Genomic DNA, 24,385 nt, shown 5'->3' with positions numbered 1-24,385 from the left:
AGGAGATTAACATGAATACGATAACGATCGTCGGGTTAGGCGCAGGAGATTTAGAACAATTACCATTGGGAGTATACAGGAGGATTAAGAACAGTTCACACCTTTACTTGAGGACAGATCAGCATCCCGTCGTAAAGGATTTAATAGCAGAAGGGATCACCTATCATTCTTTCGATGCTGTCTATGAAAAACATGATCAGTTCGATCTCGTATATGAAGAGATTGTTCAAAACCTGATCACGGCATCAGAAGAGCATTCCCTTGTCTATGCCGTTCCGGGTCACCCATTGGTTGCAGAAAAGGCTGTCCAAATGCTGTTGGACCTACATAAAGAAGGAAAGATACACGTTGAAATCGGCGGTGGACAGAGTTTTATAGATGCCTTGTTTGCTTCTGTAGGAGCGGATCCGATTGATGGATTCCAGCTCCTTGATGGTACCAGCTTAAAGCTTCATGATATCCATATGAACCAGCAGCTCATCATCGGGCAGGTGTATGATGCCTTCATCGCTTCTGAAGTGAAGCTCACTCTGATGGAGCTTTATCCATATGATTATGAGGTCTCCCTTGTAACGGCTGCCGGAAGCACGGAAGAAAAGGTGGAGCGGATCCCGCTGGTGGAGCTTGACCGGGTTGCGGGTCTCAGTAATTTGACAAGCCTCTATGTTCCGGCGGTCGAGGAAATGGAATCCTCCTTTAAGCAATATGCGACATTAAGGGAAATCATTTCGACGCTTCGCGGACCGAATGGCTGCCCATGGGACAAAGAACAAACCCACCATTCACTCAAGAAATATCTCCTTGAGGAAACATATGAGCTACTGGAAGCCATCGAGGAAGAAGATATTGATCATATGATCGAAGAGATGGGGGATGTCCTCCTTCAAATCATGCTCCATGCACAAATAGGCGAGGATGAGGGCATGTTCACCATGGAAGAAGTCATCGAAGGACTGGCGTCCAAGATGGTCCGGAGACATCCTCATGTATTCGGAACTGTTCAAGTGGAAAACACGGAGCAGGTGAAAGCAAACTGGGACGAAATCAAGAAACGTGAAAAACAGGACGACAGGGAACCGATGCTTAAGAACGTGGCAAAAGGTATGCCTGCTCTCATGAAGGCATTTGAATATCAGAAAAAAGCTGCAAAAGTGGGCTTTGATTGGGCAGACCCTAAAGGTGCCTGGGAGAAAGTATGGGAAGAATTAAAGGAATTTGAAAGAGAAGTCGAGAATAATAGTGAACACGACATGAAAAAAGAATTTGGAGACGTGTTATTCGCTCTGATCAATGTGGCCAGATTTTATAAGATTTTCCCTGAGGAAGCCTTAGCCATGACGAACACGAAGTTTTACCGCAGGTTTTCCTATGTGGAAGAACAAGTAATGAAATCGGGTAAGCGTTTTGAAGATTTTACATTGGAAGAGTTGGACCGATTTTGGAACGAAGCGAAAAAGATGAATATCGAATAAGGGGAAATGTACAATGGTATCCATGAGATTAGATAAATTTTTAAAAGTATCCAGACTCATAAAAAGAAGAACCCTGGCGAAAGAGATTGCCGACCAGGGACGTATCACTGTGAATGGGCAACAGGCCAAAGCAAGCTCCAATGTAAAAGTAGGGGATGAATTAAGCGTAAGGTTTGGCCAGAGAATTATGAGGGTAAAGATTGAAAGGCTTCTTGAAACAACGAAAAAAGAAGAAGCAAGCGGGCTTTATTCCGTCCTTTCAGAGGAAAGGGTCGAGGAAACGGAGTAAGGGATACATAGCATTTGGCCTGTTATTTGGTTCTATTTTTCCCCTATACACATAAACATAGTTACAAAGCTTGTACTATGGGAATGTGAGGGATGGATATGAATCAATATGATGGAAACAAAGATAAAACCTTTCAGGAACATGACGTAATGATGAGGGGCCGCAAGCTGCTTGATATTACAGGAGTGAAGCAAGTGGAAAGCTTCGATAACGAAGAGTTCCTCCTTGAAACCGTCATGGGATTCCTCTCCGTCAGGGGCCAGAATCTTCAAATGAAAAATCTGGATGTGGATAAAGGCATCGTCTCTATAAAAGGAAAGGTGTTCGATCTCGTCTACCTGGATGAACAAAACGGGGAGAAGGCTAAAGGCTTCTTTAGCAAGCTGTTTCGATGACCCTCTCGACCCAGTTCTATACCATGCTCTCCATGATCGGCATGGGGGCACTATTTGGTATGACGTTGGACACGTATTCCCGGTTTTTACACCGGTCCGAGAGAAAACGGTGGCTTGTATTCATCAATGACATCATGTTTTGGGTTTTGCAGGCACTGGCGATTTTTTATATTTTATTCGTCGTGAATTTCGGTGAGATCCGCTTTTATATTTTCATTGCGCTATTATGCGGATTTGCCGCTTACCAGGCGTTGATCAAGCAGCATTATTTGGCGTTCCTTGAACGCCTGATATTGTTTTTTATCTCCCTGTATAATTTCGGAGTGAAAATGGTGAAAAGATTGATTTATTCACCGATAAAATGGATGATTGTGCTTCTGATCACGATTGTATTATCTATAGGAAAAGGGCTCTTATCCGTCATATTATTCTTTTTAAAGGTGATCATGAAAGTGATGCAATGGGCGATTAAGCTCGTAATCACACCGATATGGTGGATATTGAAGGGTATTTGGAATTTATTGCCGAAAAATCTTACAAAAAGAGTCGAGAAGTTATATAATAAAGTGGCAGGAATTTTTAAAGCGTACATCAAAAAAGTATATAGAGTGGTAGAAAAGTTCAAAAAGAAACCTAAAGATAAAGAATAGGGCTTAAGGCTTTGCCACTCCATATTGTAAAGGAGGTTTGGGAATGAGAAAAAACGTGACACCAATGGAAAATGAATATGTCCGCCATCAGGAGCATATGCATAAATCTTCTTCTAAGAGAAAAAAGCGTTTGGTCCGTCGATTAGCAGTTTTCTTTGTTTTAGTGTTGGCAATTAGTGGATTTTTAATCTCGACCCTCATTTCCAGAGCCCAGGTTTTAGAAGATAAACAAACGGAAAAAGCACAATTGGAAAAAAAGTTAGAAAACCTGAAAGATAAGCAATCAGCCTTGGAAGAAGAGATTGTGAAGCTTAACGATGATGAATATATAGCCAAACTGGCGCGCCGGGATTACTTTTTATCAGATGAAGGTGAGATTATTTTCAACATACCTGAGACAGATAAAGAGAAAGAAGAAGAGGTGTCTTATTGACACTCTTTTTTTTAATTGGCTATAATATATAGTAAGGTTTATCTTTTATAATTTTAAGGAGGAGCATTTCTTTTATGTCAATCGAAGTAGGCAGCAAGTTACAGGGTAAGGTAACAGGTATTACAAATTTTGGAGCGTTCGTGGAATTATCGGAAGGTTCAACAGGATTAGTTCACATTAGTGAAGTTGCAGACAACTATGTTAAGGATATTAACGAACACCTTAAAGTCGGCGACGAAGTAACGGTTAAAGTTATTAATGTTGAGAAAGATGGAAAGATCGGTTTATCCATCCGTAAAGCGAAAGATCAACCACAACGCCCGCAGCGCCCTCAGCGTCCTCAGCGCCCGCGTACTAATAATAAACCGAACGACACTCGTACGAAAGAAAGTTTCGAACAAAAGATGGCACGTTTCTTGAAAGACAGTGAAGATCGTTTATCATCTTTAAAGAAAAATACTGAGTCTCGTCGTGGTGGAAAAGGGGCGAAAAAAGGTTAACTTGCTGTCTATTAACCCATATAGCAGGTTGTGAACGGAAAACAGGCATACCCATTCTGATGGGTATGCCTGTTTTTTTATATTATTGATAGACATCAACACAGGAGAATCCCCTCCTCCTATCGAATAGGTAAAGATAAATAACGTGAGTGGGGGCAGAATGGATGAAATACGAACAGATTATCGATCACTATGAGTCATTTAAGATGTGGTTGGAGGAATTGAAGCTGCTAAGTGAAGTTGAATGGTTCAAGCCTATGGAAGAAGATAAATGGTCGATCGCTGCCAATATAGCCCACATCATTAAATGGGATCAATATTCTTTACAGGAAATTCTCCCTCATGTTTCAGAAGGGGCAGAACTACCACCCTTTCCTGATTTCCAGAAATTTAATGGAGAAGCGGAAGACTATGCCCATCATGTAGTGAATCAGGGAGATTTGATCAAAGAAGGGATCAGAACAAGGGATCTGATGATCACTTATGTAAAAAACGTACCGGAATATGATTTCGGGCAATCGTTCAAAGTCGGGGATCAAAGCTTCACCCTGGAAGAATTTTTCGAAGACTTCATCAGTCACGATAAGCACCACCAAGAGCAGATCGAAGAATTGGTATCTGCTGAAAAGGTTTGACACGAAAATAGAATAAACAAAAAAGACTATCATCATGATAGTCTTTTTTCTATGACCCGTACGGGATTCGAACCCGTGTTACCGCCGTGAAAGGGCGGTGTCTTAACCGCTTGACCAACGGGCCGACACAATATGGTAGCGGCGGAGGGGATCGAACCCCCGACCTCACGGGTATGAACCGTACGCTCTAGCCAGCTGAGCTACACCGCCATATGGATATGCGCCTTTTTGGCACAAAAACTATGATACCTAGAAAGGGTTTGCTTGTCAATATACAATCATAAAGAAATTGTCAAAATTCCCTTAAGCAACGATACGTAAGGAATTTGAAAGAAAAAACACGGGAATATACGGGGAACCTTCATGAATATTCTGAATATTTTACCGGAAACCATAGAAAGACGTCGAAACATTCTTGGAATGCATTCCCTCATTTTGACAAAGTTTTGAGCTTGTACCCTTTATACTGAACAAAAAAGAAATGGGGAGTGTTTCATACATGGGGAAAGTCGATCAGTCGATCATCGAACCAGTTCAGAACGTAGACATTGAACACACGAGGGTGGAACTGTCCAAGGGGATCCGGTCCATTTATTCAAAGCTTGAGTGGTTATTCGTAGAAAAGGGGGTTGCTTTATTCGTCATCGGGTTTCTTCTCGGAAGAGCTTTAATCCTTTCACATCTGACACCTTTTGCTCTGCCATTCTTTGCGTCGGTTTATATTATACGGAGAGAGAAGTCACCGATCGCACTCATGGGGTTGCTGGCAGGAGCGCTCACCTTATCCATTCCTAGTATCAGTTATACGTTTGTCAGTGCGGTATTATTCCTGTTAACGTATCGATTATCCCAAAAATATCACAAGAATAATGTGAGGGTTGTCGCCTTCTATGTGTTCTTTACGGTGATGGCTGCAAAGCTTGGGTTCGATTATATCCAACAGGGACAGGCCTTGACGATCTATAACGGGGTCATGGCGGTCATTGAAGCAAGTCTTGCGTTTCTCTTAACGTATATCTTCATCCAAAGCGTCCCCCTTGTCACGGTTCAGCGCAGAAGGAAATCACTGAAAACAGAAGAAGTGGTGAGTTTGATCATCCTCCTGGCCTCGATCATGACGGGAACGATCGGATGGTCCGTATACAATTTGTCTGTAGAACATGTGTTATCAAGGTATCTGGTACTGTTGTTCTCCTTTATCGCAGGCGCCACAGTGGGCTCGACGGTAGGGGTCGTGACCGGCCTCGTCTTCAGTTTAGCCAACGTTTCAAGCTTTTATCAAATGAGCTTGCTTGCTTTTTCCGGACTTCTGGGCGGACTCATGAAAGAAGGGAAGAAATTCGGAGCGGCAATCGGTTTGTTAATCGCTACATTGCTGATGGGTATGTACGGGGATACGGATACAGTCATAACGAAAACCCTTTATGAATCGGGGGTAGCGATATTACTCCTATTTCTCACCCCTCAAAGTTTAACGTCTAAAATCGCGAGGCATATACCGGGTACAGCTGAATACCAGCAGGACCAACAGGGGTATATGCGCCGGGTGAGGGATGTGACCGCCAACCGGGTCACTCAATTCTCGTCAGTGTTTCAAGCTCTTTCGAACAGCTTTCAACAAATAGAAGACCGGTTTGAAGAGGAGGAAGATAAAGAATTTGACTATTTTCTCAGCAATGTCACGGAGAAGACGTGTCAAACCTGCTTTAAGAAGGATCAGTGCTGGGCGCGGAATTTCGATAAAACCTATAATCTCATGAAAGAAGTGATGACTGAGTATGATCAGGGAAGGGTCCCCCTTTCCCCTAGGCTTGCAAGAGAAGTAGAAAAGCATTGTACGAGAGAGAAAAAGCTGAAGGATACGATCTATCAGGAGCTTACTTTCTATCAGGCCAATCTGAAATTGAAGAAACAGGTCCAGGAAAGCAGGAAGCTTGTGGCTGACCAGTTGCTTGGTGTGTCCGAAGTCATGGGGAATTTCGCGAAAGAAATCCAGAGAGAAAGGGAGAATCATCATATTCAGGAAGAGCAGATCCTGGCGAGTATCGGAGAGTTCGGAATCGAGATCGAAAATATAGAAATCTATAATCTGGAGCAAGGGAACGTCGATATTGATATGACCATGCCTTATTGCGGGGGTCACGGACAGGGGGAAAAGCTCATCGCACCCATGTTATCGGATATTCTAGGGGAAAACATCGTCGTACAAAAGGAGGAGTGCGCTCAATTTCCGAACGGTCAGTGTCACGTAACCTTTCAATCTGCCAAGAAATTTGTCGTCGATACAGGGGCATCCCATGCTGCAAAAGGAGGCGGACTGGTTTCAGGAGACAGTTACTCCATGATTGAATTGGGAAGGGGGAAGTATGCCGTTGCGATCAGTGACGGGATGGGGAACGGTGAACGGGCCCATTACGAGAGCAATGAAACACTGAGGCTATTGAAAAAGATCCTGGAATCGGGGATCGAAGAACAGGTGGCGATCAAGTCCATCAATTCGATTCTTTCCCTCAGAACGAATGATGAAATTTTCTCCACACTGGATTTAGCCATGATTGATCTTCAGAATGCGTCTTCGAGGTTCTTAAAAATAGGTTCGACCCCAAGCTTCATAAAGCGGGGGGATAAAATCCTTAAGGTGGAAGCCAGTAACTTGCCGATGGGGATGCTTCAGCAGGACTTTGATGTCGATGTCGTCTCGGAGCAGCTGAAAGCGGGAGATCTTCTCATCATGATGAGTGACGGTGCCTTTGAGGGACCGAAGCATGTAGAAAATTATGACCTGTGGATGAAGCGGAAGATAAAAGAACTTGAAACCGATGATCCACAGGAAGTGGCAGACATATTAATGGAGGAGGTCATCCGGTCGAGCTCCGGATTAATAGAGGATGATATGACGATTGTGGTATCGAAAATCAAACATAACATACCGAAGTGGTCATCCATCCCCATGCAAAAATCGAAGACGAAAGATAAAATTTCCTAGGATCCGCACCCTTTAAAATAGTTAACTAGAGTATAAATCCCTCCTTATTCGGCGAAGATGATAACAACTTTAGAATGAGGAGGGGAGTCTGATGAAGCCAGGTACACTTCGTCAAATTCTTTTAATTACGGATGGTTGCTCGAACCAAGGAGAAGATCCAATTGCGATGGCGGCCCTTGCCAAGGAGCAGGGGATCTCGGTCAATGTAATTGGAGTAATGGACAATGACGTCATAGATGATAATGGGATGCAGGAAATTGAAGGGATTGCTCTATCGGGGGGTGGGGTGAGCCAGATCGTATATGCACAACAGCTTTCACAAACAGTACAGATGGTTACACGTAAAGCCATGACCCAGACCTTGCAGGGAGTGGTAAATAAAGAGTTGAAACAAATCCTCGGGAAATCTGCTTCCATGGAAGAGCTTCCTCCCGAACAGCGTGGAGAGGTTATGGAAGTCGTGGATGAACTGGGTGAATCCGTCGATATGGAAGTGTTGATTCTTGTCGATACGTCTGCAAGCATGAAGCACAAGCTTCCGACGGTCAAAGAAGCCCTACTGGATCTGTCATTAAGCTTAAATGCACGCATGGGCGATAATAAGTTTTCTGTGTTTGTATTTCCCGGGAAACGACAAGATGTCGAAAAATTGCTGGATTGGACACCAAGGCTTGAAACACTGACGAGTATTTTCTCTAAATTGTCTCCAGGCGGTATCACTCCAACCGGGCCGGCGATCTCAGAGGCCATTACACACTTTAAGAAAAAACGTTCATTAAGGGGATTGCTCTCTCGTGGCGATGATGAACAATACTTCGAAGAAACCATTTAGTTTTCCCCCTGGAACAGTTATAAGAGGCAAGTGGTATAAACATATTTATACGATTGTAAAAGAATTGGGGTATGGGGCGAACGGGATTGTATACCTTGTGCAAGGGTCCTCGGGATACCAGGCGTTGAAAATGAGTGACAGCAATGTATCGATAACATCTGAAGTCAATGTATTAAAAGCTTTCTCAAAGGTCCAAGGTGCCCCCCTTGGGCCCAAGCTTCTTGATGTGGACGATTGGGAAGTAAGGAGTCAAAAAATCCATTTCTACGTGATGGAATATATACAGGGAACCGATCTCCTGTCGTTTGTTCAATCAAAGGGATTCTCCTGGACAGGTGTCCTCGTCGCCCAACTCCTGACAGACTTGGAGCGGATTCATAAGGAAGGATGGGTCTTTGGGGATTTAAAGCCTGAAAACTTAATTGTGACGGGTCCCCCTTACAGAATTCGCTGTATCGATGTTGGGGGGACGACCATTAATGGACGGGCGATCAAGGAGTTTACGGAGTTTTTTGATAGGGGATATTGGATCGGGGGATCCAGGAGGGCGGAACCTTCCTATGATCTTTTCTCAGTAGGGATGATTCTTATCAATTTGGCCCATCCAACGCGTTTCACCAAGATCGGGGAAGGGAATATAAAACAACTGAGGCAGGCTGTGGATTCAAAGGACCAGCTGAAAAAGTTTGCAGGGACAATCCTTGCTTCCCTTGAAGGTACATTTCAATCTGCCAATGAAATGAGAGAGAGTCTTTTACATGGACTTTCTCATGCCCAGCCGGTGCAGCAGACGAAGCCTAAACCGAAGGCCAAAAGATCCGTTCCGCAAAACTCTACTGTAAGAACATCTTCCCCCCACCCAAGCAGATATCAAAATCAGCGGAATAAAAATTCTAGTCACTTTCTGGAGACTGTGCTTGTTGTGATCATTGTATCGCTCCTGTACGTTTTGTATATTTATGGAGAATTACTGTAGCATGACGGTGTGAGAAAGTAGTAGAAATTGATACAATGGGGAAAATGGTTTTAGGAAGAGGAAGCACAATGTTAGAGCATACGACAAAACGATTCATTCAAGATCACCGGCTCATTCAAAAGGGCGACCGCATTCTGGTAGCCGTATCAGGCGGTCCCGATTCCCTGGCGCTGCTGCACTTTCTTGACTCGAACAAAGGAGAGTTAGGGGTGGAAGTGGCGGCGGCCCATCTGGATCATATGTTCAGGGGGGACGAATCCTTTCAGGAGCTTCAGTTCGTCCGGGATTTCTGTCATCAGCGGAATATCCCTTTTTACGGAGAAAGAGTGGATGTTTCGAAGGAGATCGAAGCCGTAAATGGCAGCATGCAGGATATGGCCCGAAAGATCCGTTACGGGTTTCTGAAGGAAGTCATGAGAGAGATATCAGCTACTAAGCTTGCCCTGGGTCATCACGGGGATGATCAAGTCGAAACCATCCTGATGAAATTGACAAGAGGGGCATCGGGGGCGAGTAGAGCCGGCATACCCCTGAAACGATCATTTGCTGACGGTGATATTATCCGGCCTTTCCTGACTGTGACGAAAATGGAGATCGAGAACTATTGTGAAAAACATGATCTTGAGCCGCGAAGAGATCCCAGTAACCAGAAGGAAGTTTATACAAGGAATCGGTTTAGAAAGAGAATCCTTCCATTCTTAAAACAGGAAAACCCTCATGTTCATCTTCAATTCCAACGATTTAGTGAAGAATTGGCAGAAGATGAGGCATATTTAGAGGAATTAACAAAGGAAAAGTTGAATAAGGTATGGAATAACACCGGGGATTACTCCTCCATACATATCGATGGTTTTCTTGCAATGGCTCAGCCTTTACAAAGAAGAGGGATTAATCTAATATTAAACTATCTTTACAAACTAAGACCATCTTCCTTATCGTCTATACATATTTACGATGTATTGGGTATTTTAAAAGGAAAAGCGCCGAATGCCAGCATAGACTTACCAAAGGGGCTTAAGGTAACACGTGCGTATCATACATGCTATTTTCACTTTGGAGAATTAGCCTTAACCGAGGTTCCCTATTGTTATGAGCTGCAGGTTGATAAGGGGCTGGACATTCAAGGTGAATATCAGTTTCATCTCTATTCTTCCCCGTACACCCCGGGCTGTACCAGTGATGTGATCTATCTTGATCCACGCTCTGTGTCCCTCCCTCTTTACGTGCGAACGAGAAGAAAAGAGGATAAAATGAAAGTGAAGGGGATGGAAGGCTCCAAGAAGCTGAAAACCCTCTTTATCGATCATAAACTTCCCGCTCACCTTCGTGAGGAGTGGCCGGTTGTAGTGGACGCTGAACAACATATACTCTGGGTTCCGGGCATGAAGAAGTCTATTTACGATTTGGGAGAAGAGCAGGAAAATAGTTTAGTACTACAATTTACAAGCAATCATCTTCTAGGAGGCAGTTGAACATTGTTAAACCAAGATATTGAGAAAGTGTTAATTTCAGAAGAAGAACTTCAAGAAAAGATCAAAGCGTTAGGTGCACAATTAACAGAGGAATATCAAGATCGTTTTCCTTTGGCGATTGGCGTTTTAAAAGGTGCGATGCCATTTATGGCTGACCTTTGCAAGCGCATGGATACCCATATGGAAATGGATTTCATGGATGTATCCAGCTACGGGAACTCTACTGTCTCTTCCGGAGAAGTAAAGATTGTGAAAGATTTAGATACCAAGGTGGAAGGCCGGGATATCCTCATCATTGAAGATATCATCGACAGCGGATTGACATTAAGTTATTTGGTAGAGCTTTTCCGCTATCGTAAGGCAAAATCCATCAGCATTGTGACTCTGCTTGACAAGCCAACCGGTCGTAAAGCAGATATCAAAGCGGACTATGTGGGCTTTATTGTTCCTGACGAGTTCGTGGTCGGATATGGCCTTGATTACGCTGAAAGATATCGTAATCTGCCGTATATCGGTGTTTTAAAACCAAGAGTGTATACAACAGGAGAATAAGTATATTCTAAAGAGGAATCTTGTAAGTGCAATTTGTTGTAATGCCATGATTTTCTATGATACTATTTTACTTAGTTTGTTTACCCGTGGGAGGAGGTAAGGGATGAACCGGATCTTTCGAAACACCATATTCTATTTACTGGTCTTTTTAGTGATCATAGGTGTGGTGAGTTATTTCAGTAACAACAACGAGCCAACCAAAAATATCGAGTACAGTACATTTATTAATAACCTTGAAGACGGAGATGTTTCTTCTTTTTCAATTCAACCTGGCAGAGGTGTTTATGAAGTAAAAGGACAGATGGAAGGGGCTAAAGAAGGAGAGTACTTCTTGACCTATGTCCTTACTACAGATGGAAAGCTGATGGATAAGATCAATGCGGCTGCGTCAGAGCAGGGCATTGATGTGGAAGTGTTACAGGCCAAGGAAACAAGCGGCTGGGTATCTTTCTTCACAACCATTATTCCGTTTGTCATCATCTTCATTCTGTTCTTCTTCTTACTTAACCAAGCTCAAGGCGGCGGAAGCCGTGTCATGAATTTTGGTAAGAGTAAGGCAAAGCTTTACAGTGAAGAGAAGAAGAAAGTCCGCTTTAAAGATGTAGCGGGAGCAGATGAAGAAAAGCAGGAGCTTGTAGAGGTAGTGGAATTCTTAAAGGATCCACGCAAGTTCTCTGAAGTGGGTGCCCGTATTCCGAAGGGTGTCCTTCTAGTGGGACCTCCTGGTACAGGTAAAACCTTACTTGCACGAGCGGTAGCTGGAGAAGCGGGAGTTCCATTCTTCTCAATCAGTGGTTCCGACTTCGTTGAGATGTTTGTCGGTGTCGGTGCATCTCGTGTACGTGATTTATTTGAAAATGCGAAGAAGAATGCGCCTTGTATCATCTTCATTGATGAGATTGATGCAGTCGGCCGTCAGCGTGGAGCAGGATTGGGCGGAGGTCACGATGAGCGTGAGCAAACCCTGAACCAGTTACTTGTTGAGATGGATGGTTTCGGAGCGAACGAAGGAATCATCATCGTCGCTGCAACGAACAGACCAGACATTCTGGATCCGGCATTATTGCGTCCAGGACGTTTCGACCGTCAAATCACAGTAGATCGTCCAGACTTAAAAGGTCGTGAAGCTGTCCTTAAAGTACATTCTCATAACAAACCGCTTGATGATTCTGTCGATCTTAAAGCGATTGCCATGAGAACACCAGGTTTCTCCGGAGCCGATTTGGAAAACCTTCTGAACGAAGCGGCACTTGTTGCGGCCCGTGAGGACAAAAAGAAAATCGATATGCGTGATATCGACGAAGCAACCGACCGTGTCATTGCAGGTCCTGCGAAGAAGAGCCGCGTCATATCTGAAAAAGAACGTAAAATCGTGGCATTCCACGAAGCGGGTCATACCGTGATCGGATTAGTCCTTGATGAAGCTGACATGGTACATAAAGTAACCATCGTTCCTCGTGGGCAGGCTGGCGGCTACGCTGTCATGCTTCCTAAGGAAGACCGTTACTTCATGACGAAGCCTGAGCTTCTTGATAAGATTACCGGATTACTCGGTGGTCGTGTAGCAGAGGAAATCATCTTCGGAGATGTATCCACTGGTGCGCACAATGACTTCCAACGTGCAACTGGAATCGCCCGTAAAATGGTCACTGAATATGGTATGAGTGACAAGCTCGGACCACTTCAGTTCGGTCAGTCCCAAGGTGGTCAAGTGTTCCTTGGACGTGACATCAATAGTGAACAAAACTATTCAGATGCCATCGCGTATGAAATTGACTTAGAAATGCAGCGTCTGATTAAAGACAGTTATGAGAGAGCGAAGCAGATTCTTACTGAGAATCGTGACAAGCTTGAACTCATTGCCAAAACATTGTTGGATGTAGAAACATTAGACGCAGCGCAAATCAAGTCTCTAATGGATCACGGCAAATTGCCTGAACGCACGTATGAATCCGATCAGGATAACAGTGACGTGAAGGTCAACATCCAGAAGAAAAATGAAGAAACTGCGATTGTAGAAGACACAACTTCCAAAGAAGACGACTCTAACTCAGATCGCACGTAATAGTAAAGGATGCACTCATTTATGGGTGCATCCTTTTTTGATTACTGAATCTTGTGCTTTTCGCCTCTAGGCAAAGCCCTTGCGCTTTTGTACTCATCCAGCTCCACCGGCTAGATCCTCGAGGTCATAAGCTAAATGGTCCAAGAAGGCAAAGAACGCCTTCCTGGCCCATTCATCTTATGCTTGTCGGATCTGACCAAGCCGGTTCCGCTTTTGTACCATCCAGCTCCAGGGCTTAGAGGCTCGAGGTCATAAGCTAAACATGCCCAAAAGGCAAAATCCCGCCTTTTAGGCATGTTCATCTTATGCTTGTCGCCTCTAGGCAAAGCCCTTGCGCTTTTATACCTATTTAAAATAAATTATGGTATGATGTTGGCAGTGTGAAAACAATTGGCTTAGTAGGTGAGGATATTGATTTTTGTAATGGATGTAGGGAATACCAATATTGTGTTTGGTGTATATGAAAATGACCATTTAAAATATCATTGGAGAGCTGAAACGAATCGACATAAAACCGAAGATGAGTTTGGCATGCTTGTAAAGAATCTATTTGAGCATGTGGATCTGACGTTTGAGGAAATTGACGGAATCATCATTTCTTCCGTTGTCCCTCCAATCATGTTCAGTTTGGAACGCATGTGCGAGAAGTATTTTCATATTACTCCGCTTGTCGTTGGACCCGGGATTAAGACAGGCTTGAACATCAAGTACGAAAATCCCAGGGAAGTCGGAGCGGACCGGATCGTCAATGCAGTCGCTGGCATTCACGAATACGGCGGCCCGCTTATCATCGTTGACTTCGGTACAGCGACGACGTATTGCTATATCAATGAAGAACGACAATATATGGGTGGTGCGATCGCCCCGGGAATAGGTATATCAACGGAGGCCCTGTACTCCAAGGCGGCCAAACTGCCAAGGATTGAAATCGCCCGTCCGGAACAGATCATCGGTAAGAATACCGTCACTGCCATGCAGGCGGGTATCCTTTATGGATATGTCGGACAAGTCGAAGGTATCGTTCAAAGAATGAAAGCACAAAGTAAGAAGGAGCCAACGGTCATTGCAACGGGAGGATTGGCCACGCTGATCTCGAAAGAATCCAATAGCATTGACGTAGTAGATCCATTCTTGACGTTGAAAGGGTTAAAATTAATCTATAAGAGAAACATGAACTAGAGTGAAAGGAGCTACAACCATGAGTGACTATTTAGTAAAGGCGTTAGCCTATGACGGGCAGGTACGTGCGTATGCTGTCAAAAGTACGGATACAGTAGGAGAAGCACAAAGAAGACATGGTTCATGGCCGACTGCATCTGCAGCACTTGGTCGAAGCATCAGTGCCGGTGTGATGATGGGAGCTATGCTGAAAGGTGAAAATAAATTGACGATCAAAGTAGAAGGCGGCGGTCCGATCGGAGCCATCCTTGTGGACAGCAATGCAAAAGGTGAGGTCAGAGGATACGTGACCAATCCCCATGTCCACTTTGATTTGAATGAGCACGGAAAGCTTGATGTCCGCCGTGCGGTCGGTATGGAAGGTACGTTATCGGTTGTGAAAGATATCGGTATGAGAGACCATTTCTCTGGTCAGGTTCCGATTGTATCAGGAGAACTCGGGGAAGACTTCACCTATTATTTCGTCACGTCAGAACAAGTGCCATCATCTGTAGGGGTGGGAGTGCTGGTCAATCCAGACAACTCGATACTTGCTGCAGGAGGATTCATCCTCCAGCTTATGCCTGGTACAGAGGATGAAACGATTACAAAGATTGAGGAACGCCTGGCGAAAATCCCTCCAATCTCCAAATTGATCGAAAAAGGCCTAAGTCCTGAAGAGGTATTGGAAGAAGTACTAGGAAAAGGGGAGGTCAAAGTACTTGAAACACTTCCAGTAGCATTTAAGTGCCAATGCAATAAAGATCGTTTCTCGAATGCCATCATCAGCTTAGGGGAACAGGAAATTCAAGAGATGATCGATGAAGACGGCAGTGCGGAAGCAAGCTGTCATTTCTGTAATGAAACCTATCTATTTTCTAAAGAAGAATTAGAAGAACTGAAAGAAAGCGCTAAGGAATAAATTACATTCAGGGAGAATGGGGAAATGAGAATTAAACGGTCTGTACTCATGGTGATCATCGGGGTACTGCTTGTCACGAATCTGATCACACTTGTGTGGAACTGGTCCTCGGGGAAAGTCGGTACCCCTGAAGTGGTGGCATCGGTTGGCGGGGAATCAGTGACCCGGGAGGATTGGTTATACGCACTGGAGCAGCAACATGGTAAAGAAGAATTGAGGGCCATGGTCAATCAAAAAGTGATCGACCACCTGGCGAAGAAATACGATATTTCTGTTTCAAATAAAGAAGTAGAACAGGAATACTACCTGATTCAATCCGTTTATAATGCCTATGATGAAGAGAATCTTGAAGATGAAGATACGCTGAAAGAGCAGATCAAATCTGAATTATTATTAGAGGAGCTCATCACGAAGGACGTTCAGGTTCCCGAAAAAGAGATGAAGAAATTCTATGCTCAGAATGAGGAGCAGTATTCAATCCCTAAAATGTACAAGCTGAAGCAATTGAAGGTAGCGGATCAAACAGAAGCGGATCAGGTTCTGAAGGAACTCGATGGCGGATCTAACTTTGAAGCACTGGCCATGGAACGGTCTACCGATGAGCAAAGCGCACATTTAGGAGGGGACATTGGGTATGTTCCCATTGATGGAGATATTCTTTCTCCGGAAGCGAAGTCGGAGGTAGAACCCTTATCGCAGGGTGAATGGACATCACCGATTCAACAGGATTCAGACTATGTGATTTATTATGTCGACGGTATTCTGAAGGAGAGGGATTTTTCGTTTAAGGAAGTAAAATCACAAATTCGCAGACAGATTGCTTTAGAACAGGTTGAAACACCGCTTAAGCCTGAATCCTTTTGGGATGAGGTGGACGTCGAGTGGTTTTATGGCAAGCAGGAGTAATGAAGGAGCTGACTTTCGGTCAGCTCCTTTTACATAGTTCGAACCCTTTCAACGAAACATAGGATAAGTGTAAGGTGCATATAAATGTAGGTGAGTGAAGAGGGTGTGCCATCGGTGTATGCCGTATAGCAGTGCCCGGAAAAGAAAAGCAATTCCGTTGACAAATATATTGAATATTGTTACATTTTATTAAAACCAACAAATTTACTTGGAATTAGGAGTGATGAACGAATGGTGAGAGTAGCCAATTCAATTTCAGAATTAATAGGTCAGACTCCAGTGGTAAAACTGAATCGATTAGTGGATGAGAATAGTGCGGATGTTTATTTGAAATTAGAATACATGAATCCAGGCAGTTCTGTGAAAGACCGGATCGCCCTGGCCATGATTGAAGCAGGGGAAGCTGCAGGTACGATCAAACCCGGAGATACGATCGTTGAGCCGACAAGCGGCAACACGGGTATCGGCCTTGCCATGGTCGCTGCCGCTAAAGGTTACCGTTCTTTGCTCGTCATGCCTGACACGATGAGTACAGAGAGGCGCAACCTGTTACGAGCCTACGGAGCAGAACTTGTATTGACACCGGGTTCTGAAGGAATGAATGGCGCCATTCGCAAAGCGGAAGAGCTGTCGAAAGAAAAAGGCTTCTTCATGCCGCAGCAATTCAAAAACGAAGCTAATCCCAAGGTTCATCGTGAAACGACCGGACCGGAAATCGTGGAACAGATGGGTGATCAGCTTGATGCCCTCATCGCAGGTATCGGTACTGGCGGAACGATTACGGGCGTTGGTGAAGTGTTGAAAAAGCATTATCCATCGGTTGAATTATATGCAGTCGAGCCTTCGGATTCCCCTGTCTTATCAGGAGGAAAGCCGGGTCCTCATAAAATTCAGGGAATCGGAGCCGGATTCATTCCTGAGATTTTAGATACAGATGTGTATGACCATGTTATACAGGTGGATAAGGATTCAGCTTTTGAGTATGCAAGAAGAGCGGCTAAAGAAGAAGGGGTCTTAGGCGGGATTTCCTCCGGGGCAGCCATCTTTGCAGCCCTAGAAGTAGCGAAGAAGTTAGGGAAGGGCAAAAAAGTGCTCGCCATCCTCCCTAGTAACGGGGAGCGCTATTTAAGCACTCCACTTTACCAATTTGATGAAGAATAGAATGTGAATGCCGGATCCTGAAGTGCATGTTGCTTCAGGATCCTTTTTTTATGTTTAAAAAACCTCTCAGCCCTGCATAATTTCAATTTTTTAACGATGAAACCTTCCTGAAGTTCATGTATCATGAAAGGAGATAAACATTAGGAGTGTGAGGGGTCCGTGCAGCACCTGTATTTTCATAAAAACCATACAACCAAAGAACAATTCTTCGCAGCATACGAACAGCTCAGTCAGCATCAAACACATCACATTTTGTTAGAAAGCGGACGGGGTGGTCGTTATAGTGTGGCTGGACTGCAACCTGACGTCATTTTCCAAAGTATTCCGGAAGGTTTGAGAATACAAGACTCTACTGGAGCTGAAGTGATACATGGAGATCCATTGATCCAATTGGAAAAATGGATGACCCCCCATCGAACGGAAAGAAGAGAGGATCTCCCTGACTTCCAGGGGGGAGTGATCGGTTTTCTTAGTTATGATTATGCAAGAAAGATCGAGAAACTTCCTTCGCTGGGACGTGATGATCTGGAGATTCCCGACCTTTATTTTTACTACCTGAAAGAGTGGGCGGTCTTCGATCATCAGGAGGATTGTTTATGGACAATGATGTTATCCGAGCAAGATCCGGAATCGGCAGTGGCGAAGCTTTCACAGTGGACTGCTTCCTGGGATAATGCCCTGTCATCCAAGAATGAAACGAAGAAGGTTTCCAATGACGACATGGCGGAAGTTGAAGTGTCGATGGATGAGGAAGAATTTTCAGCAGCAGTGAAAAGAATTCAAGCTTATATCTCACAGGGGGATGTCTTTCAGGTGAATTTATCTGTCCGGCAGTCTCAACAGCTGAGAACAGAGCCATATGCGGTTTACAAAAAGCTTCGGGAATTAAATCCCTCTCCTTATATGAGTTATATCCACAGCCCGGATTTCCAGATTGTTTCCGGGTCACCTGAACTGCTCGTGAAGAAAAAAGGAATGGAAGTAAGCACAAGGCCGATTGCAGGTACCCGTTCCCGTGGAAAGGATGCGGATGAGGATGAGAGACTTGCCCTGGAACTGATCCATAATGAAAAAGAGAGAGCCGAGCATGTGATGCTAGTTGATCTGGAGCGGAATGACCTGGGGAAGGTGTGCGAATACGGCACAGTCGAAGTCAACGAGTTCATGGTGATCGAGAAATATTCCCACGTCATGCACATCGTATCCAATGTCAGGGGCAAATTGGATGAAACCAAAACAGGGGCGGACGTCATTCGATCTGTTTTTCCCGGGGGAACGATTACCGGGGCTCCTAAAGTGAGGACGATGGAGATCATCGAAGAGCTTGAACCGGTCAGGCGGGGCATTTACACAGGCTCCATTGGCTGGATCGGTCTCAATGGCGATATGGAATTGAACATCGTCATACGCACGATGCTTGTCAAAGAAGGAAAAGGTCACATCCAAGCAGGAGCGGGAGTAGTGATCGATTCCAATCCGGAGTACGAATACAAGGAATCCCTCAAAAAAGCGAAAGCCCTCTGGGTCGCGAAGGCAATGGCGGAAGGAGAAAACCTATGATTCTCATGATTGATAACTATGATTCATTCACCTATAATCTTGTGCAATTTTTAGGGGAGCTTGGGGAGGAACTGATCGTGAAGCGAAACGATGAGATCACCCTCGATGAAATTGAAGCTTTGTCTCCGGATTATTTGATGATTTCTCCGGGTCCGTGCAGCCCGAACGAAGCGGGTGTAAGTCTTGAGGCGATCCGGACATTTGCCGGGAAGATTCCGATCTTCGGCGTCTGTCTCGGACATCAGTCAATCGCCCAGGTTTTCGGAGGAGATGTCATTCGTGCCGAACGGTTGATGCACGGAAAGGTCTCCCCGATGATCCATGACGGGAAAACCGTATTTGAAGGGATGCCGAATCCTTTCAATGCTACGAGGTATCATTCCCTGATCGTTAAACGCGAGACCCTTCCGGATTGCTTCGATATTTCAGCAGAAACGGCACAGGGAGAGATCATGGCGATCAGACATAAATACCTTCCCTTGGAGGGAGTGCAGTTCCACCCTGAATCCATCATGACGGAGCAGGGGAAGCGGCTGCTCCTTAACTTTCTGAACGCGTATAAAAAAGTAGGGTTGGCCTGACTTATGTATCTATATATAAACGGAGACATCGTACACCAGTCAGAAGCGGCCATTTCTCCATTCGACCACGGCTATTTGTACGGCATGGGAGTATTTGAAACCTTTCGCACCTATGATGGTCATCCCTTTTTACTAAAAGATCATCTGAACAGACTGTCACTTGGGTTAAAGGAATTGAATATTGAAGCCGACCTGGATGAGGAAACGATCAGGTCGACCATCTCGGAGCTGTTAAAGAAAAACGACCTTAAGGATGCATATTGCCGGTTTAATGTGTCAGGCGGACCAGGGGAAATCGGCCTGAAGACGACTCCTTACGAGAACGCAACCGTCATTCTTTTTCAAAAGGAATTACCTCCTTCCGCCCCCTTAAAGGAAAAGGAAGGAGTGTTCCTGAAGCTTAGAAGAAACACTCCGGAAACGGGAGAACGTCTCAAATCCCATCATTACCTGAACAATATGGCGGCAAAAAGGGAACTCGGGGCAGCCGTGGATAGAGAAGGGATCTTTCTGACAAAAGAAGGGTTCCTCTGTGAAGGGATCACCTCCAACCTCTTCTGGGTAAAGGACGGGGAATTATTTACGCCGTCGGTGGAAACCGGTTTGTTAAACGGGATCACCAGGCAGTTCATCCTGGCTCTTGCCGATCGATTGAATATACCGGTACAGGTCGGGATGTTTGAAAAAGTGGACATGCTTGAAACGGACGAAGTGTTTTTCACGAATTCCGTTCAAGAGATCATACCGGTGAACAAAATGGACTCTTTACGTTTACCGGGCCGACATGGGAAGTATGTTGGGTTGTTTCATGAGCAGTATACGAAATATACACGACACTTGAATTCAATACAGGAAATGAAGCGAGGGGGATGACGCATTGAAGTGCGGAAAATATGAACTTGATTTTACAGACAAGACCCTGATCATGGGGATACTGAATATCACTCCCGATTCATTCTCGGACGGCGGGTCTTTCAATGAGTTGGACCGGGCTGTCGATCGGGCGAAAGAAATGGTGGAAATGGGTGCTGATATCATTGATATAGGTGGTGAGTCGACCCGGCCAGGCCATGAGGTCGTTCCTGCCGAAGAAGAGATTTCCAGGGTTGTGCCGATTATTGAAGCGATCTCCCGGGAAGTGAACGTACCAATCTCCATTGACACGTATAAGGCTGCGACGGCAAGAAAAGCGATTGAAGCGGGCGCAAGTATCATTAACGATGTATGGGGTGCGAAAAAGGACCCTGAAATGGCACGGGTAGCAGCAGATACCGGTGCTCCGATCATTCTCATGCATAACCGGGATAATCGGGAATACAACCACTTCGTCCGGGGTGCGATTCAAGATTTGCAGGAGAGCATCTTCATCGCCAAGGGAGCGGGTGTAAAAGATGAACAGATCATCCTCGATCCTGGCATTGGTTTTGCCAAAACAGTACAATTGAACATAGAAATGATGAGGCATCTGGATGTCATCGTCTCCCTTGGCTATCCGGTCCTGCTCGGAACGTCACGGAAATCCATCATCGGACATGTCCTTGATCTCCCTGTTAAGGAGAGGATGGAGGGGACGGGGGCGACAGTTTGCTACGGTATTCAAAAAGGCTGTCACATCGTACGTGTTCATGATGTAAAGGAAATGGCACGCATGGCAAGGATGATGGATGTCCTCGTTGGAAAGGAGAAAAGGTATGGATAAGATTCTATTGAACGAAATGGAGTTTTACGGCTATCACGGTGTATTCCAGGAGGAGAACAAACTTGGACAACGTTTTCGTGTTAGTGTAGAGTTGCATTTAGATTTAAGGAAGTCCGGTCAAAGCGATCAGCTTGAAGACTCCGTAAACTATGCGGAGATCTATTCCATCACCAAAAGTGTTGTGGAAGGAGAGCCCAGGAATCTGGTCGAAGCTGTGGCTGAAGACATCTCTTCCCGGATCCTGGAAACATTCAACGCTGTCAAGAGCTGCAAAATCACACTAATCAAGCCTGATCCACCCATTCCTGGTCATTACCGATCGGTGGCGGTGGAGATTAATAGGAGTCGATAGGATGAATACTGCATATATTTCCCTTGGTTCCAATATGGGAGACAGGGCGGGTTATTTAGAAAAAGCCATAAACATCTTAGGCAGTCATGGTAAGATAGAGGTAACGAAACGATCCTCTCTGTATGAAACAGACCCGGTAGGATTTACAGAACAAGATCAATTTTTGAACATGGTCATCGAAATTCGTACCAGTTTAAGTCCAGAAACTCTATTACATCAGTGCTTGCAGGTGGAAATCGACCTTGGAAGGGAAAGGGAGTTCAAATGGGGTCCGAGGATAATCGACCTCGATATCTTACTCTTTAATCACGAAACGATCGAAGCAGAGAATCTTCTCATCCCTCATCCAAGAATGCAAGAAAGAGCATTTGTATTAATCCCGTTATTAGAGGTGGCTCCAAGTATCGAGCACCCATCTTTTAATGCCCCGTTGGCTGAATTTCTGGACGAAATACCTGACAAAGAAGGAGTTCGGTTATGGAAACAGATAAATGGGGAAGACGCATTCGTGCATTCAGAAAGCTAAAAGGATTTACTCAGGAGAGTTTGGCCAAGGAACTTTCCATCTCCGTTTCGGTCCTTGGGGAAGTGGAAAGAGGGAGTCGGATACCGAAAGAGGATTTTTTGGAGAACGTTGCAGAAGTCCTGGACATTCCACTGAACGATCTGATCCCTCAAGAAGAATCTGACCGTAGTGAGTAAAAGCCGCATGATTCACCTGTATTCCTTTTTATGTTATTCTAGATAAGGCTGTAACCAATATGTGACCCTGTCACCCTATTGGATCGGCCTTTTTTAGATTTTTTCAATAGGTTTTCGGGCACCTCGGCGTACGTTTCTGAAATTACTCATACTTTAGGGGTGTTACAAACATAGATATTGTGTAAAATAGTATGGTATATAACCGTATTAGTCTACTAAAGCAAGCAGATAGAATAGGAGTGAAACACATGAGTCACGAAGAAATCAATGACCAGCTTCGCGTCAGACGCGAAAAGATGGAAGCCATCCGTGAAAAGGGACAGGATCCATTCGGTAAACGATATGATCGAACACACAGTTCATCGGATATCAAATCTCAATTCGATGAGTTTTCTAAAGAGGAACTGGAAGAGAAAGATATCACTGTCACGATCGCAGGCCGTATCATGACGAAGCGCGGAAAAGGGAAAGCGGGATTTGCCCATCTTCAGGATTTGACTGGACAAGTTCAAATCTATGTTCGTAAAGATGCCATAGGGGAAGAAGCGTATGAGGTTTTCAATACAGCAGACCTTGGTGATATCGTAGGGATCACGGGTACTGTATTCAAAACAAAGGTAGGGGAACTTTCTGTTAAAGCGAAAGAATTCCACCTGCTGACGAAAGCACTTCGCCCGCTTCCTGAAAAATTCCACGGTTTAAAAGATGTTGAACAACGTTATCGTCAACGTTATCTGGACCTGATTACAAGTCAGGAAAGCAAAGAAACGTTCATCGCCAGAAGCCGCATCATTCAATCCATGAGAAGATACCTGGACAATAACGGTTACCTGGAAGTAGAAACACCAATGATGCACGCAATCGCAGGTGGGGCTTCTGCCCGTCCGTTCAATACACATCATAACGCTCTTGATATGCCCCTTTATATGCGTATCGCAATCGAGCTCCATCTAAAACGCCTGATTGTTGGCGGTCTTGAAAAAGTATACGAAATAGGTCGTGTATTCCGTAACGAGGGAGTTTCAACAAGACATAACCCTGAGTTCACGATGATCGAGCTTTATGAAGCGTATGCAGATTACCGTGACATCATGGCTCTGACTGAAAATCTTGTTGCCCATATCGCAAAGGAAGTATTCGGATCTACTACGGTTCAATACGCTGACAATGAAATCAACCTTGAGCCGGAATGGACTCGTCTTCATATGGTAGACGCCGTTAAAGAGCACACAGGTGTAGACTTCTGGCAGGAAATGTCCGATGAAGAAGCACGTGCCCTTGCCAAAGAACACGGCATCGAAATCAAAGACAACATGCAATATGGTCACGTCGTCAATGAATTCTTCGAACAAAAGGTGGAAGATAAGCTGATTCAGCCTACCTTCATCTATGGTCATCCCGTGGAAATCTCTCCACTTGCGAAGAAGAATGATGAAGATCCGCGCTTCACGGATCGCTTTGAACTATTCATCGTTGGCCGTGAACATGCCAATGCCTTCACGGAGCTGAATGATCCGATCGATCAAAGAGAACGCTTTGAGGCACAATTGAAAGAAAGAGAAGAAGGAAACGACGAAGCCCACATGATGGATAATGATTTCATCGAGGCTCTTGAATATGGAATGCCGCCAACGGGTGGCCTGGGTATCGGCATCGACAGACTTGTTATGCTGTTAACCAATTCCCCATCCATCCGGGACGTACTATTATTCCCATTAATGCGTCACCGTGACTAATAAGATATGTAAAAACAGCCGAGGGTTCAGCCTTGGCTGTTTTTTTGAATCATATCGAAAAAGATGGTAGATAATAATTTGGTGCAAATACTCAATCGGGACTAAAGGAGCTCATTCTTTTACGTAAAAATGAAAGGAAACAATGTCATTTGGCTGATATTATATAGAAGTTAAAAAAGTATCATAAAAACTCTTGCGCCAGGGTTTTTATGGTGGTATAGTATTATCTGTTGCCGCAAAACGCGACACACAACATGAAAAACTTGATCAAAACTTCTTTTAAAAAGTTGTTGACAACAAGCTAACAATCATGTAACATAGTAAGGGTCGCTTCGAGAGAAGTACTTACAC

25 protein-coding genes and 2 tRNA genes are annotated in these 24,385 nt (G+C 44.6%); 25 read left to right on the top strand and 2 right to left on the bottom strand.

Translation table 11 applies throughout. The features are described from left to right. Positions 1–11: 11 nt before the first annotated feature. From yabN to BVI01S_RS13475, 7 genes are all read left to right on the top strand, one after another. Entirely contained in the window at positions 12–1,472 is a 1,461-nt protein-coding gene (yabN, locus tag BVI01S_RS13505; RefSeq protein ID WP_061810592.1) for a bifunctional methyltransferase/pyrophosphohydrolase YabN, read from the top strand. A gap of 22 nt (positions 1,473–1,494) precedes the next feature. Next, a complete protein-coding gene (locus BVI01S_RS13500; RefSeq protein ID WP_034763029.1) occupies positions 1,495–1,761 on the top strand; it encodes an RNA-binding S4 domain-containing protein in 267 nt (88 codons plus the stop codon). Between the two features lie 98 nt (positions 1,762–1,859). Next, complete coding sequence (gene yabP, locus BVI01S_RS13495) at positions 1,860–2,156, top strand: sporulation protein YabP (protein ID WP_034763030.1); 297 nt, start codon at positions 1,860–1,862, stop codon at positions 2,154–2,156. Further along, positions 2,153–2,806 carry a spore cortex biosynthesis protein YabQ gene (gene yabQ / locus BVI01S_RS13490; protein ID WP_034762986.1) on the top strand — a complete coding sequence of 218 codons (654 nt, stop codon included), beginning with the start codon at positions 2,153–2,155 and terminating at the stop codon, positions 2,804–2,806. The genes yabP and yabQ overlap by 4 nt, the downstream gene beginning before the upstream one ends. A 43-nt stretch (positions 2,807–2,849) precedes the next feature. Next, positions 2,850–3,239 (top strand): FtsB family cell division protein, encoded by a 390-nt coding sequence (locus BVI01S_RS13485; RefSeq protein ID WP_034762988.1) that lies wholly within the window; start codon positions 2,850–2,852, stop codon positions 3,237–3,239. Positions 3,240–3,313: 74 nt separating this feature from the next. Continuing rightward, complete coding sequence (locus BVI01S_RS13480) at positions 3,314–3,739, top strand: S1 domain-containing RNA-binding protein (RefSeq protein WP_034762990.1); 426 nt, start codon at positions 3,314–3,316, stop codon at positions 3,737–3,739. Between the two features lie 164 nt (positions 3,740–3,903). After that, complete coding sequence (locus BVI01S_RS13475; RefSeq protein ID WP_061810591.1) at positions 3,904–4,374, top strand: DinB family protein; 471 nt, start codon at positions 3,904–3,906, stop codon at positions 4,372–4,374. A 52-nt stretch (positions 4,375–4,426) separates the two neighbouring features. Here the strand turns inward: BVI01S_RS13475 and BVI01S_RS13470 are convergent. Next, positions 4,427–4,498: transfer RNA gene (locus BVI01S_RS13470), tRNA-Glu, on the bottom strand. Positions 4,499–4,507: 9 nt separating this feature from the next. Then, positions 4,508–4,584 (bottom strand) — tRNA-Met (locus tag BVI01S_RS13465). A 289-nt stretch (positions 4,585–4,873) separates the two neighbouring features. Between BVI01S_RS13465 and spoIIE the strand changes: the two genes are divergently transcribed. From spoIIE to lysS, 18 genes are all read left to right on the top strand, one after another. Further along, on the top strand, positions 4,874–7,360 hold the full coding sequence (spoIIE, locus tag BVI01S_RS13460) for a stage II sporulation protein E (protein WP_034762993.1): 2,487 nt from the start codon (positions 4,874–4,876) through the stop codon (positions 7,358–7,360). Between the two features lie 91 nt (positions 7,361–7,451). Then, entirely contained in the window at positions 7,452–8,192 is a 741-nt protein-coding gene (locus BVI01S_RS13455; protein ID WP_034762994.1) for a VWA domain-containing protein, read from the top strand. Further along, the gene (gene prkT / locus BVI01S_RS13450) at positions 8,161–9,168 is read left to right on the top strand and encodes a serine/threonine protein kinase PrkT (RefSeq protein ID WP_034763032.1); all 1,008 of its coding nucleotides are present in this window, start codon (positions 8,161–8,163) and stop codon (positions 9,166–9,168) included. The genes BVI01S_RS13455 and prkT overlap by 32 nt, the downstream gene beginning before the upstream one ends. A gap of 68 nt (positions 9,169–9,236) precedes the next feature. After that, on the top strand, positions 9,237–10,640 hold the full coding sequence (gene tilS, locus BVI01S_RS13445; protein WP_034762997.1) for a tRNA lysidine(34) synthetase TilS: 1,404 nt from the start codon (positions 9,237–9,239) through the stop codon (positions 10,638–10,640). A 3-nt stretch (positions 10,641–10,643) separates the two neighbouring features. Further along, positions 10,644–11,192 (top strand): hypoxanthine phosphoribosyltransferase, encoded by a 549-nt coding sequence (gene hpt / locus BVI01S_RS22970; protein WP_034762998.1) that lies wholly within the window; start codon positions 10,644–10,646, stop codon positions 11,190–11,192. A gap of 103 nt (positions 11,193–11,295) precedes the next feature. After that, positions 11,296–13,257 carry an ATP-dependent zinc metalloprotease FtsH gene (gene ftsH, locus BVI01S_RS13435; RefSeq protein ID WP_051758441.1) on the top strand — a complete coding sequence of 654 codons (1,962 nt, stop codon included), beginning with the start codon at positions 11,296–11,298 and terminating at the stop codon, positions 13,255–13,257. Positions 13,258–13,668: 411 nt separating this feature from the next. Further along, positions 13,669–14,436 carry a type III pantothenate kinase gene (locus BVI01S_RS13430; protein ID WP_167562119.1) on the top strand — a complete coding sequence of 256 codons (768 nt, stop codon included), beginning with the start codon at positions 13,669–13,671 and terminating at the stop codon, positions 14,434–14,436. A 19-nt stretch (positions 14,437–14,455) separates the two neighbouring features. After that, a complete protein-coding gene (gene hslO / locus BVI01S_RS13425) occupies positions 14,456–15,337 on the top strand; it encodes an Hsp33 family molecular chaperone HslO (protein WP_061810590.1) in 882 nt (293 codons plus the stop codon). 24 nt (positions 15,338–15,361) lie between these two features. Further along, positions 15,362–16,243, top strand: coding sequence for a peptidyl-prolyl cis-trans isomerase (locus tag BVI01S_RS13420; protein ID WP_061810589.1), 882 nt, complete (start codon positions 15,362–15,364; stop codon positions 16,241–16,243). Between the two features lie 231 nt (positions 16,244–16,474). Continuing rightward, the gene (gene cysK / locus BVI01S_RS13415) at positions 16,475–17,404 is read left to right on the top strand and encodes a cysteine synthase A (RefSeq protein WP_061810588.1); all 930 of its coding nucleotides are present in this window, start codon (positions 16,475–16,477) and stop codon (positions 17,402–17,404) included. Positions 17,405–17,563: 159 nt separating this feature from the next. Then, the gene (pabB, locus tag BVI01S_RS13410) at positions 17,564–18,964 is read left to right on the top strand and encodes an aminodeoxychorismate synthase, component I (RefSeq protein WP_061810586.1); all 1,401 of its coding nucleotides are present in this window, start codon (positions 17,564–17,566) and stop codon (positions 18,962–18,964) included. Beyond that, entirely contained in the window at positions 18,961–19,545 is a 585-nt protein-coding gene (pabA, locus tag BVI01S_RS13405) for an aminodeoxychorismate/anthranilate synthase component II (protein WP_034763010.1), read from the top strand. The genes pabB and pabA overlap by 4 nt, the downstream gene beginning before the upstream one ends. Before the next feature lie 3 nt (positions 19,546–19,548). Then, on the top strand, positions 19,549–20,418 hold the full coding sequence (gene pabC, locus BVI01S_RS13400; protein ID WP_061810585.1) for an aminodeoxychorismate lyase: 870 nt from the start codon (positions 19,549–19,551) through the stop codon (positions 20,416–20,418). A 52-nt stretch (positions 20,419–20,470) separates the two neighbouring features. Continuing rightward, positions 20,471–21,244, top strand: a complete 774-nt coding sequence (gene folP / locus BVI01S_RS13395; protein WP_082804741.1) for a dihydropteroate synthase — start codon at positions 20,471–20,473, stop codon at positions 21,242–21,244. Continuing rightward, a complete protein-coding gene (folB, locus tag BVI01S_RS13390) occupies positions 21,237–21,596 on the top strand; it encodes a dihydroneopterin aldolase (protein ID WP_034763016.1) in 360 nt (119 codons plus the stop codon). Before folP ends, folB begins: the two co-directional genes overlap by 8 nt. A gap of 1 nt (position 21,597) precedes the next feature. Then, the gene (gene folK, locus BVI01S_RS13385) at positions 21,598–22,122 is read left to right on the top strand and encodes a 2-amino-4-hydroxy-6-hydroxymethyldihydropteridine diphosphokinase (RefSeq protein ID WP_034763018.1); all 525 of its coding nucleotides are present in this window, start codon (positions 21,598–21,600) and stop codon (positions 22,120–22,122) included. Then, positions 22,074–22,298, top strand: a complete 225-nt coding sequence (locus BVI01S_RS13380) for a helix-turn-helix domain-containing protein (RefSeq protein ID WP_034763022.1) — start codon at positions 22,074–22,076, stop codon at positions 22,296–22,298. The genes folK and BVI01S_RS13380 overlap by 49 nt, the downstream gene beginning before the upstream one ends. A 248-nt stretch (positions 22,299–22,546) precedes the next feature. After that, the gene (lysS, locus tag BVI01S_RS13375; protein ID WP_061810583.1) at positions 22,547–24,034 is read left to right on the top strand and encodes a lysine--tRNA ligase; all 1,488 of its coding nucleotides are present in this window, start codon (positions 22,547–22,549) and stop codon (positions 24,032–24,034) included. Positions 24,035–24,385 lie beyond the last annotated feature (351 nt).

It is taken from the genome of Rossellomorea vietnamensis NBRC 101237 (assembly GCF_001591825.1).
GTDB lineage: Bacteria > Bacillota > Bacilli > Bacillales > Bacillaceae_B > Rossellomorea > Rossellomorea vietnamensis.
This window is presented reverse-complemented; position numbering and strand designations above follow the sequence as displayed.

What these genes read in the sequence shown, in the direction of transcription:
- yabN (WP_061810592.1), top strand. Translation starts at nt 12, where the DNA reads ATGAATACGATAACGATCGTCGGGTTAGGCGCAGGAGATTTAGAACAA.
- BVI01S_RS13500 (WP_034763029.1), top strand. Translation starts at nt 1,495, where the DNA reads ATGAGATTAGATAAATTTTTAAAAGTATCCAGACTCATAAAAAGAAGA.
- yabP (WP_034763030.1), top strand. Translation starts at nt 1,860, where the DNA reads ATGAATCAATATGATGGAAACAAAGATAAAACCTTTCAGGAACATGAC.
- yabQ (WP_034762986.1), top strand. Translation starts at nt 2,153, where the DNA reads ATGACCCTCTCGACCCAGTTCTATACCATGCTCTCCATGATCGGCATG.
- BVI01S_RS13485 (WP_034762988.1), top strand. Translation starts at nt 2,850, where the DNA reads ATGAGAAAAAACGTGACACCAATGGAAAATGAATATGTCCGCCATCAG.
- BVI01S_RS13480 (WP_034762990.1), top strand. Translation starts at nt 3,314, where the DNA reads ATGTCAATCGAAGTAGGCAGCAAGTTACAGGGTAAGGTAACAGGTATT.
- BVI01S_RS13475 (WP_061810591.1), top strand. Translation starts at nt 3,904, where the DNA reads ATGAAATACGAACAGATTATCGATCACTATGAGTCATTTAAGATGTGG.
- spoIIE (WP_034762993.1), top strand. Translation starts at nt 4,874, where the DNA reads ATGGGGAAAGTCGATCAGTCGATCATCGAACCAGTTCAGAACGTAGAC.
- BVI01S_RS13455 (WP_034762994.1), top strand. Translation starts at nt 7,452, where the DNA reads ATGAAGCCAGGTACACTTCGTCAAATTCTTTTAATTACGGATGGTTGC.
- prkT (WP_034763032.1), top strand. Translation starts at nt 8,161, where the DNA reads ATGATGAACAATACTTCGAAGAAACCATTTAGTTTTCCCCCTGGAACA.
- tilS (WP_034762997.1), top strand. Translation starts at nt 9,237, where the DNA reads ATGTTAGAGCATACGACAAAACGATTCATTCAAGATCACCGGCTCATT.
- ftsH (WP_051758441.1), top strand. Translation starts at nt 11,296, where the DNA reads ATGAACCGGATCTTTCGAAACACCATATTCTATTTACTGGTCTTTTTA.
- hslO (WP_061810590.1), top strand. Translation starts at nt 14,456, where the DNA reads ATGAGTGACTATTTAGTAAAGGCGTTAGCCTATGACGGGCAGGTACGT.
- BVI01S_RS13420 (WP_061810589.1), top strand. Translation starts at nt 15,362, where the DNA reads ATGAGAATTAAACGGTCTGTACTCATGGTGATCATCGGGGTACTGCTT.
- cysK (WP_061810588.1), top strand. Translation starts at nt 16,475, where the DNA reads ATGGTGAGAGTAGCCAATTCAATTTCAGAATTAATAGGTCAGACTCCA.
- pabA (WP_034763010.1), top strand. Translation starts at nt 18,961, where the DNA reads ATGATTCTCATGATTGATAACTATGATTCATTCACCTATAATCTTGTG.
- pabC (WP_061810585.1), top strand. Translation starts at nt 19,549, where the DNA reads ATGTATCTATATATAAACGGAGACATCGTACACCAGTCAGAAGCGGCC.
- folP (WP_082804741.1), top strand. Translation starts at nt 20,471, where the DNA reads ATGGGGATACTGAATATCACTCCCGATTCATTCTCGGACGGCGGGTCT.
- folB (WP_034763016.1), top strand. Translation starts at nt 21,237, where the DNA reads ATGGATAAGATTCTATTGAACGAAATGGAGTTTTACGGCTATCACGGT.
- folK (WP_034763018.1), top strand. Translation starts at nt 21,598, where the DNA reads ATGAATACTGCATATATTTCCCTTGGTTCCAATATGGGAGACAGGGCG.
- BVI01S_RS13380 (WP_034763022.1), top strand. Translation starts at nt 22,074, where the DNA reads ATGGAAACAGATAAATGGGGAAGACGCATTCGTGCATTCAGAAAGCTA.
- lysS (WP_061810583.1), top strand. Translation starts at nt 22,547, where the DNA reads ATGAGTCACGAAGAAATCAATGACCAGCTTCGCGTCAGACGCGAAAAG.